Source organism: Deinococcus rhizophilus (assembly GCF_030271215.1).
GTDB classification, from domain to species: Bacteria; Deinococcota; Deinococci; order Deinococcales; family Deinococcaceae; genus Deinococcus; species Deinococcus rhizophilus.
This window is the reverse complement of record NZ_JASNGB010000065.1, coordinates 1-14681: the sequence shown is the minus strand read 5'-3', so window position 1 is coordinate 14681 and position 14681 is coordinate 1. Positions and strand designations below refer to the sequence as shown.

11 protein-coding genes and 1 tRNA gene are annotated in these 14681 nt (G+C 71.8%); 10 read left to right on the top strand and 2 right to left on the bottom strand.

Annotated features, from left to right (window positions below):
• Positions 1–356: 356 nt before the first annotated feature.
• The 7 genes from QOL99_RS08640 to QOL99_RS08610 all read left to right on the top strand — a co-directional run bounded on the left by QOL99_RS08640 (position 357) and on the right by QOL99_RS08610 (position 10343).
• Complete coding sequence (locus tag QOL99_RS08640) at positions 357–1913, top strand: ABC transporter permease (RefSeq protein ID WP_285523035.1); 1557 nt, start codon at positions 357–359, stop codon at positions 1911–1913.
• Entirely contained in the window at positions 1910–3043 is a 1134-nt protein-coding gene (locus QOL99_RS08635; protein WP_285523033.1) for an ABC transporter ATP-binding protein, read from the top strand. The genes QOL99_RS08640 and QOL99_RS08635 overlap by 4 nt, the downstream gene beginning before the upstream one ends.
• Before the next feature lie 77 nt (positions 3044–3120).
• Positions 3121–3744: a TetR/AcrR family transcriptional regulator gene (locus tag QOL99_RS08630; RefSeq protein WP_285523032.1), complete on the top strand. Its 624-nt coding sequence runs from the start codon at positions 3121–3123 to the stop codon at positions 3742–3744.
• Between the two features lie 101 nt (positions 3745–3845).
• Positions 3846–5075: an efflux RND transporter periplasmic adaptor subunit gene (locus tag QOL99_RS08625; RefSeq protein ID WP_285523030.1), complete on the top strand. Its 1230-nt coding sequence runs from the start codon at positions 3846–3848 to the stop codon at positions 5073–5075.
• 61 nt (positions 5076–5136) lie between these two features.
• The gene (locus tag QOL99_RS08620) at positions 5137–8562 is read left to right on the top strand and encodes an efflux RND transporter permease subunit (protein ID WP_285523029.1); all 3426 of its coding nucleotides are present in this window, start codon (positions 5137–5139) and stop codon (positions 8560–8562) included.
• 183 nt (positions 8563–8745) lie between these two features.
• Positions 8746–9612: a KPN_02809 family neutral zinc metallopeptidase gene (gene ypfJ / locus QOL99_RS08615; protein WP_285523028.1), complete on the top strand. Its 867-nt coding sequence runs from the start codon at positions 8746–8748 to the stop codon at positions 9610–9612.
• 23 nt (positions 9613–9635) lie between these two features.
• Complete coding sequence (locus QOL99_RS08610; protein ID WP_285523026.1) at positions 9636–10343, top strand: M48 family metallopeptidase; 708 nt, start codon at positions 9636–9638, stop codon at positions 10341–10343.
• A 52-nt stretch (positions 10344–10395) separates the two neighbouring features.
• Here QOL99_RS08610 and QOL99_RS08605 read toward each other — a convergent pair whose 3' ends face one another.
• Complete coding sequence (locus QOL99_RS08605) at positions 10396–10608, bottom strand: hypothetical protein (RefSeq protein WP_104991634.1); 213 nt, start codon at positions 10606–10608, stop codon at positions 10396–10398.
• 146 nt (positions 10609–10754) lie between these two features.
• Here QOL99_RS08605 and QOL99_RS08600 point away from each other — a divergent pair, with 146 nt between their 5' ends.
• From QOL99_RS08600 to rpoZ, 3 genes are all read left to right on the top strand, one after another.
• Positions 10755–12449 carry a dynamin family protein gene (locus tag QOL99_RS08600; RefSeq protein WP_285523021.1) on the top strand — a complete coding sequence of 565 codons (1695 nt, stop codon included), beginning with the start codon at positions 10755–10757 and terminating at the stop codon, positions 12447–12449.
• 74 nt (positions 12450–12523) lie between these two features.
• A tRNA-Thr gene (locus tag QOL99_RS08595) sits at positions 12524–12598 on the top strand.
• Between the two features lie 289 nt (positions 12599–12887).
• Positions 12888–13187 (top strand): DNA-directed RNA polymerase subunit omega, encoded by a 300-nt coding sequence (rpoZ, locus tag QOL99_RS08590; protein ID WP_285523020.1) that lies wholly within the window; start codon positions 12888–12890, stop codon positions 13185–13187.
• A 388-nt stretch (positions 13188–13575) separates the two neighbouring features.
• On the opposite strand, the gene QOL99_RS08585 is transcribed toward rpoZ, so the two are convergent.
• A partial coding sequence (locus QOL99_RS08585) for an N-acetylmuramoyl-L-alanine amidase family protein (protein WP_285523018.1) occupies positions 13576–14681 on the bottom strand: 1106 nt, incomplete at its 5' end.

Here is a 14681-nt window from a genome sequence, read left to right as displayed (position 1 = left end):
AGGCTCTTAGCTCAGGTGAGGAGGGTCTGGATGAGTTCAACCAGCAACTTGATCGCCGTCAGGAGCGCCGTGAGTACAGCGAGCCACTCTGCGAGAGCCTTTGGTTGAACCCGTTTCCTTCTTCTGGTAGGCTTCTTGTGTCTCAAGAGAGCACCACCTTTCCGAGCGTCCGTGTTGAAGCCACGGGCGCTCACCTCTTTTGGAGGCGTAGCCCTCTCGGTCCCCGTTGTCATGCTCCCCGTCCGAAGACAACGGAAGTCTACCGGATGAACCCGCGCCGGGACGCCTGCCCCCCAATCCCGACCAAGTTACTCTGATAAATTGGCGCGGCTGGCCCCTGCGGCCTCCCCCTCCCCATGACCCTGCGCCGCCGCCTGCCCCCCACCCTGGCCCTGCCCGCCCTGCTGACGGCGCTGGGGGTGCTGTTGCCGCTCGCCTATCTGGTGCTGCGGGCCTTCGGGGCCGAGGCGCAGGAGTTGCGCGAGATCGTGTTCCGGGTTCGCAACCTCGAACTGCTGCGCAACACGCTGGGGCTGGCGCTGGGGGTGCTGGGGGCGGGAACGGCGGTGGCGCTGCCGCTCGCGTATCTGGCCGCCCGGACGACCTTCCGGCCGCGCTGGGTGCTGACGCTGCTGGGGGTGCTGCCGCTGGCGATTCCGGGGTATGTGGGCGCCTATGCGCTGATCGCGGCGAGCGGGCCGGGCGGGACCATCTGGGCGGTGACGGGCCTGAACTGGCCGGGACCCAGCGGGTTCTGGGGGGCGCTGGGGGTGCTGACCCTCTTCACCTTCCCGTACCTGTTCCTGAACCTGCACGCCGCACTCCGGGCGCAGGACCCCGCGCTGGAGGACGCCGCCCGGCTGCTGGGCCGCACGCCGGGGCAGACCTTCCGCGAGGTCACGCTGCCGCACCTGCGCCCGGCGTGGCTGTCGGGCGGGCTGCTGGTCACCCTGCACGTGCTGGGCGACTTCGGGGTGACCAGCCTGATGCGCTACCCCACCTTCAGCGCGGCCATCTACCAGCAGTACACGGCGGCCTACGACCGGGTGTACTCGGCGTGGCTGGCGCTGATGCTGCTCGTGGTGACCGGGCTGACCCTGTGGCTGGAGGCGCGGCTGATGCGCGGGGTGTTTCTCTCGCGGGTGTCGCCGGGAGGGGCGCGGCAACCTGCCCGCGTGCCCCTGCGCGGCTGGACGCTGCCCGCCTGGGTCTTTATCGGCCTGCTGGCGGGGGCCGCGCTCGTCGTGCCGCTGGGGACGGTGGGCTACTGGCTGCGGCTGGAGCAGAACCCCTACGCGCTCGCCGGGCTGTGGGACGCGACCCGCTCGGCGCTCACGGCGGCGGGAGTGGCGGCGATCACCACCACGGTCCTCGCCTTTCCGCTCGCCTATATCGGCAACCGCTACGCGGGGCGGGCGGCGCGGGTCACCGAGCGGGTGGCCTATCTGGGGTACGCGACGCCGCCGCTGGCCTTCGCGCTGGCGCTGGTCTTCTTCGTGCTGCGGTCGGCGCCGGGGCTGTACCAGACCTTCGCCCTCTTGATCCTGGCCTACACGCTGCACTTCGTCGCGGAAGCGATCGGCCCCATCCGCACCTCGCTGGCGAAGGCCACCCCCCGGCTGGAGGAGGCCGCGCGGGTGCTGGGCGCCCGGCCTGCCCGGACCCTCTGGCAGGTCACCCTCCCGCTGATGCGCCCCGGACTCCTGGCGAGCGCGGCCTTCGTCTTTCTGAGCGTGCTGAAGGAACTGCCGCTGACCCTGCTGCTGGCCCCGACCGGCTTTGACACCCTGGCCCGCAACGTCTGGACGTACACCGAGGAAGCGCAGTACGCGGCGGCGGCCCCCTACGCGCTGGTGCTGGCCCTCAGCGGGGCGCTCTTGACCGTGCTGATCCTGAGGAGAGAGAGGACATGACCCACGCCCCTTCCGGCCTCCGTGCCCTGCTGACCCGCCGGGCGGCGGCCACGACCCTGACGCCCCCGGCTCCCGCTGCGGCTGCCGCGACCCTGGCCGACCCCGCCGCGCCGCTGCTGGAGATCGCGGCCCTGACCAAGAGCTACGCGCCGGGCCTGCCCCCGGTGCTGGAGGCGCTGGACCTGCGGGTATCTCCTGGCGAGCTGATCACCCTGCTGGGGCCGTCGGGCTGCGGCAAGACGACCACCCTGCGGCTGATCGCGGGGCTGGAGACGCCCGACAGCGGGAGCATCCGCATCGCGGGGCGCGAGATGACGGCCCCGCCCGTGCCCCCGGAGCGGCGCGGCGTCGGGCTGGTGTTTCAGGACTACGCGCTCTTTCCTCACCTCACCGTGCTGGGCAACGTGCTGTTCGGTCTTCAGGGCCTGCCCCGCGCCGGGCGGCTGGCCCGCGCCCGCGAGACGCTCGCGCTCGTCGGCCTGACCGTCTTCGAGGGCCGCCTGCCCCACCAGCTCTCGGGCGGGCAGCAGCAGCGGGTGGCGCTGGCCCGTGCCCTGGCGCCCCGGCCCGCGCTGCTGCTGCTCGACGAGCCCTTCTCCAACCTCGACGCGCAGCTGCGCCACTCCACCCGGCAGGAGGTCCGCGCGATCCTGCGCCAGAGCGGGACCACCGCGATTCTGGTGACCCACGACCAGGAGGAAGCGCTGGCCTTTTCCGACCGCCTCGTCGTGATGCGGGCGGGCCGGGTGGAGCAGATCGGCCCCCCGCACGAGGTCTACGCGCACCCGCGCACCGCCTTCGTCGCCAACTTCCTGGGCCGCAGCAACCTGCTCTCGGGCACGGCCACGGGCCTGAGCGCCCGCACCGCGCTGGGCGACCTCCCGCTGGAGGAACCCGCGCAGGGGGCGGTCCTCGTGAGTGTGCGCCCGGAGCATCTGGCCTTCGCCCGGCCCGGCGAGGAGGGCACTCCGGTCACCATCGTGGCCCGCGAGTACAGGGGCCACGACGTGACCTACGCGGTGCGGCTGGGAGGCCAGGAACTCCTCGTCCACACGTCCGGCCACGAGGTCTGGCCGGAGGGCGAGGAGGTCCGCGTGCGCGTGACCTGTCCGGCGCGGGTGGTGCAGTAACCCCCAGGGGGGAGCGGCCCCCCCACTGTAGGCAAACGTACCGGCTCCCGGTCATTCCTGAGTCCATACTCAATTACGTGGCCCGGCCCCGTAGCGTCTCGGACGAGCAGATCGTGGAAGCGGCCCGCGCCGTCTTTCTGGAGCGCGGCGTGGGGGCGACCACCGCCGAGATCGCGCGGCGGGCGGGCGTCGCGGAGGGCACCCTCTTTACCCGCTACGCCACCAAGGCCGACCTGTTCGAGGCGGCGGTGGGCCTGCGCGACGTGACCCCCTGGCGCGACGATCTGCCGGGCCGGGTGGGGACGGGCGAGGTGCGCGGGCATCTGGAACACGTCGCCCGGCGCTGTCTGGAGGACGCGGCGCGGGTGCTGCCCCGCCTCACGCTGATGCTCTCGCAGGGGCACGCCCCGGACCACAACCCGCTGCTGCGCCGGATCGGGGACCCGCTGCGCCACGACCTGGCTGCTCTGGCCGCCTACCTCCGCGCCGAGATGGACCTGGGCCGCGTCCGCCCGCAGGATGCCGACGTGGCGGCCCTCGCGCTGCTGGGGGCGCTGACCCAGTACGTGTACCGCGACCTGCTCGCCGGGGCGGAGGGGGAAGGTGCGCTCCCCTGCGCCGCGCCCCATCCCGCTCCGGCCGACCCTGCCCGCTTCGTCTCCGCGCTGCTCGACCTGCTGTGGCCGGGGCTCGCGCCCTGACCGCTTCCCCACCTTCCCCACCTGTCGCCCTTTTTCTTCCCGGAGGTTTCCCCCATGCTCCATCCCCTGCCCAGCCCCCTCGCCCGTTCCCGGCGGCCCCGGTGAAACGCGCTTTGCTGCCGCTGACCCTGCTTCTCGCGCTGACGGCCTGCTCGCCCGAAGGGGAAGGGGAGGAGACGGCCACCCGCCTCTCGACCCCGCCGCCCAAGACGACCGCGCTCGCCGTGCGGACCGTGCGGGCCGGGGAAGGGGAGCTGACGGTGGCCCGCACGGTGGCCGCGACGCTGGAGGCGGGCCGCGACAGCAACGTGGCCGCGCAATCGGGCGGCACGGTGGTCCGGGTGCTGGTGGGCGAGGGCGAGCGGGTGGCGAGCGGGCAGGGAGTCGTGCAGCTCGACGACACGGCGGCGGGGCAGGCGCTGACCTCGGCGCGGCTGGGATTGCAGCAGGCCGAACTCAGCCTGCGGCAGGCACGGGAGGCGGTGGAGGCCGCCCGGCCCGCGCTGGAAGCCGGGGTCCGCGCCGCCGAACTCGGCCTGCGCCGCGCTCGGCAGGAGGCGCAGGACGCCGCCGAGCGCTACGACGACGATCAGCTCACCGACGCGCAACTTCTCGCCGCCCAGGCCGGTCAGGCCCAGGCCGAGAGTGCCCTCGCGCAGGCTCGCAACGCGCTCGCGCAAAACGGGCGGGCGGGGGCAGGCAGCCCGGAGGCGCTGGAACTCAGTGTCCAGAGCGCCCGCGCCGGGGTCACCCAGGCCGAGACCGCGCTGGCCCGCACGGTCGTCCGTGCCCCCTTCGCGGGAGTCGTGGTGTCGGTCGCGGCCGAGGTGGGCGAGGCGGTGGGCCAGGGCAGCCCGGTCTTCCGGCTGGTGGAGGCGGGCAATGTCCGCTCCCGCTTCAACGTGACCCCGGCGGACGCGGCGGCGCTCGCGCCCGGCACCCGGCTGAACCTCGACGCGGGCGGACAGACCTACGTGGCCGTCGTGAACGAGGTCAGCGGGGTGGCGGGGACCGACCGCCTGGTGCCCGTGACGGCGCGGGTGCAGGGCGGGGCCGACCTCCCGGTGGGGGGCTCGGCGCAGGTGCGCTACCGGGCCACCGTGGGCGGCGGCGTCCTCGTGCCGTCGTCGGCGCTGACCTCCGAGGGCGGCGAGAGCGCCGTCTACGTCGTGGAGGAAGGGACCGCCCGGCGCGTGCCCGTCCGGGTGGACGCCGAGTCGCGGGGCCGGGTGGCCGTGCGCGGGCTGGACGCCGGGGCCAGGGTGGTCACCCCCGTGCCGGGCAGCCTTCAGGACGGGGCGCGGGTGCGCGTGGCCGGAGGAGGGTCATGAGGCGAGCTGGCCGCGTCCGTTCCTCCGTCTCCCGGCCTGACTTCCCCCTCCCGGAGTTTCCATGAGCACCCACGATCCCCCCGAGTTCACCCTGCCGCGCGGCACCCTGCCCGACGGCACCCCCGAACCGCCCGTTCACCCCGCCGTGCGCTTCAGCGTGCGCAATTACGTCTTTTCCATCGGCATCTTCGTGATGGCTGTGCTGTTCGGGCTGCTGGCGACGACCCGGCTGGGGGTGGAACTGCTGCCCAGTTTCGAGGTGCCGGTCCTCGCCGTCTCGACCGCCTACCCCGGCGCGACGCCCGATCAGGTGGACCGCGAGGTCAGCCAGCGCGTCGAGGCCGCCGTGAGCACGCTGGGCGGCGTGGTGGACATCAACACGACGTCCGTGAGCAACCAGTCGGCGGTGGTCATCACCTTCTCGGACGACACCGACATCGACTCGGCCGCCAACAGCGTCTCGCAGGCGGTGGCGGCCATTCGCGGGACGCTGCCGAACGGCACCGAGGCCCCGGTCGTCCAGAAGTTCGACCCGGGCGCCACCCCGATCCTGACCCTGGCGCTGCTGGGCGGCTCGGCCCGCGCTCCCGACGTGGCCGCCTACGCCGAGGACACGCTGGTGCCCCGGCTGGAGCGGGTGCCCGGCGTGGCCGACGTCGCGGTGTCGGGCGGTCCGGCGCGGCAGGTGCAGGTGCTGCTCGACCCCACCCGCCTCCAGACCTACCGCCTCACGCCGGGGCGGGTGGCGGGGGCGATTCAGGCCTCGGCGCTGGACCTCCCGGCGGGCAGCGTGACCGTAGGCGGCACCACGGTGGGCTTTTCCACCCGCAACACGCCGACCAGCCTGGGAGACGTCGAGCGCATCGTGGTGGACCCCGCCTCCGGCCTGCGGGTGGCGGACGTGGCGACCGTGCGCGACACCTCGGCGCGGGCGACCAGTTATGCCCGCGTGAACGGGCAGCCCGCCGTCCTGCTCAGCGTCCGCAAGGCCAGCGGCACGAACAGCGTCGCCGTTGCCGACGAGGTGACGGCGGCGCTGGAGGCCCAGCCCCTCCCCGACGGCTACCGCCTGACCCTCGCGAGCGACACCACGACCGCCACCCGCGCCACCGTGGAGGACACCTTCAAGGAGTTCCTGATCGCCATCGGCGCGGTGGGCATCATCGTGCTGCTGTTCCTGGGGCGGCTGAACACGGTCTTCGCGGTGATCCTCGCCATCCCGATCTCCATCAGCGCGGCTCCGCTGCTCTACAGCCTGTTCGGGTTCTCGTTCAACATCGTCTCGCTGCTGGCGATCATCGTCGCCATCGGCATCGTGGTGGACGACTCCATCGTGGTGGCCGAGAACGTGCAGCGCTACCGCGATATGGGCTACGGGCAGATTCGCAGCGTGCTGCTGGGCGGCTCGGAGGTCTTCTCGGCGGTGACGGCGGCCTCCTTCTCGCTGCTCGCCGTGCTGATCCCGCTCTCCTTCATGCCCGGCATCCTGGGGCAGTTCTTCAGCCAGTTCGGGCTGGGGCTGGCGGCGGCGATCGCGCTGAGCTGGCTCGAGAGCCTGCTGTTCCTGACCGTCCGCATGGCCTACACCCGTGATCCCGAGCCCATCGGCTGGCGCGAGGTGCCCGGCGTGCTGGGACGGCTGCCGCGCTTCTTCCGGGAGGCGCTGGCGGGGGTGCGGACCCTCTCCGGCCTGCTGCTGCTCGCGCTCTCCGGGGCGGCGCTGTGGGTGGGCCTGGATCGCCTGACCGGGCTGGAGCTTCCGGCGGTGGCGGCGCTCTCCATCCTGCTCGCGCCCGTGCTGCTCACCCTGGTCCGCTACCTCCTCAGCGTGCTGCTGGCCCTGCTCGAAGCCCTGACGGGCACCCTGCACGGCCTGACCAACCGGGGCGTCACCGCGACCGCCCGCGCCTACGCCCGCAGCGTGGGTGGGGTGCTGCGGCGGCCCTGGGTGGTCATGCTGATCGCGGGAGCGTTCCTGCTCAGCGCCCCGCTGGCGCTGCGGAACATCGGCTTCGCCTTCGTGCCCCAGAGCGACAGCGGCATCCTGACCGCCGATCTGGAACTGCCCCCCGGCACCGAACTCTCGCGCACGAACGCGCTCACCGCCCGGCTGGAGGAGAACCTACTGGCCCGTCCCGAGGTGCGGCTGGTGCAGACCAGCGTGGGTGCGGGCGGCGTGCTGGGCGGCACGAACGCCAACACCGCCAGCCTGACCGTGACCCTGGCCCCGCGTGAGGAACGCGCCGGGATCGAGGCCCTTGCCGCCGATTATTCCCGCGACCTCACGGCCCTCGCCGCCGGGGTGCCGGGGGCCGAGGTCCGGGTGGCCTCGCAGCAGGGGGGACCGGGGGGCAGCTCCGACCTCAGCCTGGCCCTCACCGCGCCCAACCAGGCGCTGCTGGCCGGGCGTAACCGCGACCTCCTGCGGCTGCTCGCGCAGGACCCCAACATCGCCACGCTGGAAAGCAGCCTCTCGGCCACCCGGCAGGAGCGGACCTTCGTGCCCGACCCCGCGCGGCTGGCGGGCACCGGCCTGACCGCCTCCGACGTGGCGCAGGCCCTGCGGACCTACAACGACGGCAGCGTGGCGGGCCGCCTGCGCGACGGCGACCGCAGCGTGGACCTCGTGGTGCGGCTGGACCCCGCGCAGGTGCAGGGCGGCGAGAGCCTGCTGGACCAGACGGTGTTCGCGCCCGCGCTGGGGGCCAATGTGCCGCTCTCGGCTCTCGGTTCCTTCCAGACCCGGCAGGCCCCGGCCACCCTCAGCCGCTTGAACAAGGCGTACACGGCCAGCCTCGACCTCGACCTCGTGCCCGGCGGTCCCAACGCCTTTGCCTACCAGCGCGAACTGGTGGACCGCGCGGAGGCCGCCGGGCTGCTCACCGACGGGGTGACGCTGGGCAACGCGTCCTCCTTCGGCACGGCGGGCCTGACCGCCGATCTGGTGTTCTACGGCCCGGTCGTCCTGATCCTCGCCGTGCTGCTGACCTACCTCGTGCTGGGGTCGCAGTTCAACTCGTTCCGCTATCCGGTGTACCTGCTGCTGCCGGTGCCGCTCGCCATCGTGGGGGCGCTGTGGACGCTCTCGCTGTTCGGGGTGGACCTCGACGTGATCACGGTGCTGGGCATGGTGATCTTGCTGGGCCTGTCCACCAAGAATTCGATCCTATACCTCGAATTCGTGACCGAGCGGATGCGCTCGCTGCCGCTGCGCGAGGCCCTGATCGAGGCCGCCGAACTGCGCTTCCGGCCCATCATCATGACCACCCTGACCGTGCTGGTGATCAGCATTCCGCTGGTGCTGGGCCAGGGCGACGGCGCCGAATTCCGCCGGGGCCTGGGGATCGTGATTCTGGGCGGGGTCATCACGTCCACGCTGCTGACCTTTTACGTGGTGCCCGCCGTCTTCTACCAGTTCGAACGCCGCCGGACCGCGCCGCCCGTGCCCGTGGGGCTGGGAGCAGGGGCCGTGCCCGCCGCCGATTGAGGACCGGGGAGGGGAGGGGGCGCAGAGGGGTGGGGGTGGGCAGCCCTCCGCCCCTTTTCCTATGGCTTGGTCAAGACCCGCTCGCCCCGGGGTCCTTACAATGCCCCCTGAGCCAGGCAGGAGCCGGGAGCTGCCCCGCTGGGGGCCGCGCCGGGGCGGCGGGCCGAGTGAAGGAGGCTGAAGATGGACTGGAGAAACCTTCCCCGCAGCGGCGGCGGTGTGCAACGGGGCGGCGGCGGTGGCCTGCCGGGGGGCGGCCTGGCGGTGGGCGGCGGCATCGGCGGATTGATCATCGCCCTGATCGCCATGTTCTTCGGGGTGGACCCCAGCGTGGTGCTGGGCGGCAACCAGGCGCCCCCGGCCCAGACGCAACCCCAGACCCAGCCGGGCGCGGCCGGAGAAACCGAGGAATACGAGTTCCTCGACCGCATCCTGGGCAGCACCAACGAGGTCTGGAGCGGCGTTTTCCAGCAGGCGGGACGCACCTACACCAAGCCCGTGCTGGTGTCCTACAGAGGCTCGGTGCCCACGGCCTGCGGCCAGGGCACCAGCGCGGTCGGCCCCTTCTACTGCCCGCTGGACAACAAGATCTACATGGACACTGCCTTCTTTAACCAGATGGACCGGCAACTCGGCGGCGGCGGCGACTTCGCCTATTCCTACGTGATCGCGCACGAGGTCGGGCATCACGTCCAGAACGAACTCGGCATCGCCGATCAGGTCACCCGGGCCCAGCAGGGCGCCCGCACCCAGGCCGAGGCCAACAGCTACGGCGTCCGGCTCGAACTTCAGGCCGACTGCTTCGCCGGGGTGTGGGGCAACCAGGTGGCCGACCTCGCCAACCTGACCCAGGAGGACGTGCGCGAGGCCGTGAACACGGCGGCGGCCATCGGGGACGACACCCTGCAGCGCCAGAGCCAGGGCCGGGTGGTGCCGGACTCCTTCACCCACGGCAGCAGCGAGCAGCGGGTGAACTGGTTCATGACCGGCTTCAAGAGCGGCGACCCCAACAAGTGCGACACCTTCAGCCAGGAGTACAACCAGTTGTAAAGTCCAGTTGTAGAGTCGGGCACATGCCTCCCGGACGCCCCCGCTCCAGTCCCCCGTGGACGATCGGGGGCGTGCCCGTGCACCTTCGCCGCAGCGCCCGCCGCCGCACCCTGGCCCTTCAGGTCCGTCCCGGCGAGGTCGTGCTGTACGCCCCCCTGCGCACGCCAGAGGCGACACTGAGCGCTTTCGTGGAGGCCCGCCGCGACTGGGCCGAGCGGCACCTGCGGACCTTCGCGGCGCGGCAGCCCTTCCCGGCGCAGTGGCAGGACGGCTCGCCCTACCCTTTTCTGGGCGAGGCGCTGACCGTGCGGCTGGTGGCTGGTGTGCGGCTGCCGGAGCGGGCGGGAAACGAGCTGCGTCTCCCACCCGGCCCCGACCTCGCCGCGAGCCTGGAAGCCTGGAGCCGCCGGGAAGCTCTGCCCATCTTCCGGGGCTGGGTGGAGGAGTACGCGGGGGCGCTGGAAGCGCGGGACCGGCTGGGGCGGGTGGGCCTGAGCGGGGCCCGCACCCGCTGGGGCAGTTGCAGCTCGCGCGGCGACATCCGGCTGCACTGGGCCCTGAGCCGTGCCCCCCACGAGGTGGCCCGGTACGTCGCCCTGCACGAGGCCGCGCACCTGCTGGAATTCAACCACTCGCCCCGTTACTGGGCGCACGTGAGCCGCCTGATGCCCGAACATGCGCGGTGGCGGGCCTGGTTGCGAGGGCATGGGCAGACGTTGCTGACCCGCTGACAACAGCAGCGCCGCCGACCCTGTTCTGTCGGCGGCGCGAGCGGGGCTGTGCCTACATTGCGGGCATCGGTGTCGGGCTGGGCAGTCCCGGCGTGTCCGGGTTGCTGGTCGGGTCCGGTTCGGGCATCCCCGGCAGGTCCGGGTTCATGGGCGGGTCCATGATCGGGCCGGTGTCGTCGCCGCCGGGCATCCGCTCGGGGAGAGGCGCGGGGGTGTCGGTGGGCTCGGTGGCGGGCATGGGGGGACGGTCATAGGGTCCAGTCATGAGGGCACCTCCTGTGGGAACTGGGGATCAGTCTGCCTCCTCATGGCGAGCCCGGTTGCCCAGAGGCGTGAAGACCGCTTTACCTGACCCGCCACCTACAGAAATCCGCAAGACTCCCGCCCTGGTCCGGCGGGTACCCTGGCCCCATGCTCGTCACCGCCCGCGTTCAGGACCTTCTTTCCCGTGAGCGGGCCCTCCTCTCGGACCTCCAGGCCTTTCTGGAAACGCAGGGGGCCCCGCCCGAGGCCGTCGAGTACGCGCGGGGCGCGGTGCGTTCGCTGGACGAGAGCTTCTTGCTGGTGGTCGTCGGCGAGTTCAACGCGGGCAAGAGCAGCTTCGTGAACGCGCTGCTGGGCGCGGCCGTTCTCCCGGAAGGCGTGACGCCCACCACCGACCGCATCTACGTGCTGGTCCACGGCGAGACGCCCGGGCAGATGGAGCCCACCCGCGACCCCTTCGTGAGCCGCCTGACCTACCCGCTGCCCAGCCTGGAGGGGGTGGCGCTGGTAGACACGCCCGGCACCAACGCGATCATCCGCCAGCACCAGGCGCTGACCGAGGGCTTCTTGCCCCGCGCCGATCTGGTGCTGTTCCTGACCTCGGCAGACCGGCCCTTCACCGAGTCCGAGCGGCAGTTTCTCGCGCTGGCCGCCCGCTGGGGCCGCAGCGTGGTGCTGGTCGTGAACAAGGCCGACCTGCTGGAAACGCAGGCGCAGCGCGAGCAGGTGCGGCAGTTCGTGGAAGCGGGGGCGCGGGGGGTGCTGGGCCTGACGCCGCCCGTCTTCCTGATCAGTGCGCGGGCCGAGCAGCGCGGCGGCGACGAGGGCTTCCGGGCGCTGCGGGACGCCCTTCAGGCCCGCCTCTCGGAAACCGAGCGCACCCGGTTGAAGCTGCAAAGTCCGCTCTCGACCGCCGCCGAGATCCTGTCCGGCGAGGAGACCCGCGCCGAGGCTGCCCGCAAGACCCTGACCGAGGACCTTGCCATCCTGCGCGACCTCGAAGGCCAGCGCGAGCGCCACCGGGGGACGATGCTGGGCGAACTCGACGGGCAGCTCAACCGCCTGGGCCGACTGCTGGGCGAGTTCGAGGTGCGGGCCGACCGATTTATCGACGACAAGCTGCGGTTTTCCAACCTGCGCGGCCTGATCAACAGCCGCGAGCTGGAAGATGCCTTCCGGCGCGAGGCCGTGGCGGACCTCCCCGAGGCCCTCGACCGGCAGTTCGGCACCATGATCGACCGTTTCGTGGAGGCCAACCTGCACTTCTGGGAGGACGTGCAGGCCTTCCTGATCCGCCGCCAGCCCAGCAGTGAGGTGGCCCGCACCCGCTTTTCCTATGACCGGGGGGCGCTGCTGGAGGGGATTGCCGGAAGTGCGCGGCAGCACCTGGAAACCACCACCGAGCAGGAACTCGCCCGCCAACTCTCCCGCGACGCCGAGGACGCCCTCAAGGGCGCGGTGGGCGGCCTCGCCGGGGGCATCGGCATCGGCGCGGGAATCGGGGCGCTGGTGGGCGCCTCGGCGCTGGACTTTACCGGCGGCATCCTCGCGGGGCTGACCCTGGGGAGCCTGGGGCTGTTCGTGCTGCCCAACAAGCGCCTGCAGGCCCACCGCCAGCTCCGGCAGAAGGTGGAAGGCTTGCGCGAGGCGCTGGGACAGATCATCCGCCGCGAGTACGAGCGCGAGCAGGAACGCGCCGACGCCCGGCTGCGCGACGCCATCAGCCCCTATACCCGCTTCACCGCCCAGGAGCAGACGCGCCTGGAAACCGCCCGCACCCGCGCCGCCGAGCTCCGGGCGCGGCTGGAGACCCTGCAGACTGAGGTCAAGGCGCTGGGGTAGGCCAGTTTGACAAGCCCCTGTACATCGTCTACCCTTGTGCGTGCAGCATTTTTGGCCTGCACCCCGTCACAACCGCCAGTGTAGCTCAGGGGTAGAGCAACTGATTCGTAATCAGTAGGTCGTCGGTTCAAATCCGACCTCTGGCTCCAGAGAGAAAGCCCACCCTCATCCGGGCGGGCTTTTTTCTTGTTTCTTGCCTGTACTGCCCGTGCGGGCACCCCGCTGGGCGTTTGCAGGCGTGGGGCAGTGGCTGGAGGCCATGACCCTTGCCCGGCGCCGACCGCCCCAGCTGCCCGGTGGAGGCCCATCGGCAGACCCTTCCTCCCGCCGCGTTGGGCTAGACTGAGCGGCTGAGTACGCCTGCCCATCCGGGGCGGGCCAGACGCCCGGTGCCCCCCCTCCCTTCCAGGGGGACCACCGGATGAAAGGAGTTTCCACATGGCCGAAAAAGATATTGACAAGCTGCTTTCCCTCACCGACAGCAAGTACCGCCTGTCGGTCGTGACCGCCAAGCGGGCGCTGCAGCTGCGCTCCGGAGCGCCCAGCGTGGTCTCGAACGAGCAGCGGGCACGCACCCACAACCTCGTGACCCTTGCCATGCGCGAACTCGCGACCGGCAAGCTCACGGTCGGCACCGAGCTGATGGACGAGGGCCGCTTTCATCAGGACTACGTGCGCCAGCGGCAGGCCCAGTTGCAGGCGCAGCTCAACGCCGAACGCGAACGCGAACGCGACTGAGACGGATTCCAGCCTCCCGAGGGACACCGCCACCCGCACGGTGTCCCTCGTGCTTGGGACCTGGGGCCGTGCACAGCAGAGAGGCCCCCGGGGTGGTGTCCCCAGAGGCCTGCATGGTGCCGTCCACCTCATCGTCGGGCGGATGCGCGGCGGCACTGCACTCCCGCGACGACGTACTTTTTCCGTCCCCGCGGTCCCTCGGGCGATCTGGGGAGTAACGGCGGCGCGCCTAGAGCATCTGACAGAATTACGGCCCCCGGGGAAGGGCGCCCCAAGTGCCTCCATTCTGCCCAATGCTCTTCTTCAAGTCGCTCGCTCTGCTGCGCAGCTTTGCAAGTCCGCTCGGCCAACGAACGCGGAAACCCACCGCATTCTTATGGCAAATGCTCTAGTTCCCGGCGACTGGCCCACTCGCCGAGACGCCGCCCACCAGCGCGGCGCGGATGCCCTGGGCAATGCCGAGGGCCACCCGGTCGAGGTAGTTGGTGTCTTTGAGGTTCAGGCCGTCGACCGGGTGGCTGGCGTAGCCGATCTCCACCAGAGCGGCGGGAATGCGGCTCTCGCGCAGTACGGCGAGGGAGCGGTTGCTGCGCAGGCCCCGCGAGTACGCGCCCGTGGACTCCACCATATGCTGCTGCAGCAGTCCCGCCAGCGAATTGGACAGCGGGTGGTTGCCGTTCCACCACGTCTCGATGCCGTAGCCACGCAGGGCGGTGCTGGCCTCCAGAGCGTTGACATGAATGCTCACGAACAGCTGGGCGCCCTGCGCCCTGCCCATCCCGGCCCGCAGGTTCAGGTCGGTCACCTTGTCGGGGTGCAGTTCGCGGTCGCTGTCACGGGTCAGCACCACGTCCACGCCTGCGGCCCGCAGCAGGTCGCGCACGCGCAGGGCCACCTCCAGCGTGACCTGCTTCTCGATCACCGAGCCGACCGCGCCCGGGTCCCTGCCCCCGTGCCCGGCGTCCAGCACCACGCGCGGCTGCACCAGACTGGTGCTGAGGGCCAGCAACGCCGTCCCCCGGCTGACCGGCGTGGCGGGGACCGCCGCGATCACCTTCTCACGTGGGGTCAGCGGCGTCAGGTTCGCCAGCGCGGGCGAGAGGTCGATGGCCAGCCGTGACAGGGTGCTGCCCTCCAGCGGCGGCACCAGCAGCGCCCGCCACCCGCTGCGCTCGGTGAGCGGCGTGCCCGTCAGCAGCGTGACGGTGACGCCACTCGCGCCCGGTTCGTAGCGCCATCCGCGCACCTCGGGGCTGACATTCTGGGCATTCAGCGCGGCCGCCGTCACCCCGGTCAGCTCTACCCGCAGGCCCACCCCGCCGGGAATCAGGCGGTAGGTCGTGCCCGGCGGCAGGTCCAGCACGATGCGGGTCAGGCCCGGATTCTTGCCGACGCGGGGCGGGGCCAGCGCCCTGCCGGTTGCGGCGCCGCTGCTGACCCGGCCCGCGAGCGCACTGGGCTTGTTCGGATCGTGGCCGGGCAGGGCAGGCGGCG

Excerpts from the sequence above, each read along its gene's own strand:
- QOL99_RS08640 (WP_285523035.1), top strand. The coding sequence starts at position 357 with ATGACCCTGCGCCGCCGCCTGCCCCCCACCCTGGCCCTGCCCGCCCTG.
- QOL99_RS08635 (WP_285523033.1), top strand. The coding sequence starts at position 1,910 with ATGACCCACGCCCCTTCCGGCCTCCGTGCCCTGCTGACCCGCCGGGCG.
- QOL99_RS08620 (WP_285523029.1), top strand. The coding sequence starts at position 5,137 with ATGAGCACCCACGATCCCCCCGAGTTCACCCTGCCGCGCGGCACCCTG.
- ypfJ (WP_285523028.1), top strand. The coding sequence starts at position 8,746 with ATGGACTGGAGAAACCTTCCCCGCAGCGGCGGCGGTGTGCAACGGGGC.
- QOL99_RS08610 (WP_285523026.1), top strand. The coding sequence starts at position 9,636 with ATGCCTCCCGGACGCCCCCGCTCCAGTCCCCCGTGGACGATCGGGGGC.
- QOL99_RS08605 (WP_104991634.1), bottom strand. The coding sequence starts at position 10,608 with ATGACTGGACCCTATGACCGTCCCCCCATGCCCGCCACCGAGCCCACC.
- QOL99_RS08600 (WP_285523021.1), top strand. The coding sequence starts at position 10,755 with ATGCTCGTCACCGCCCGCGTTCAGGACCTTCTTTCCCGTGAGCGGGCC.
- rpoZ (WP_285523020.1), top strand. The coding sequence starts at position 12,888 with ATGGCCGAAAAAGATATTGACAAGCTGCTTTCCCTCACCGACAGCAAG.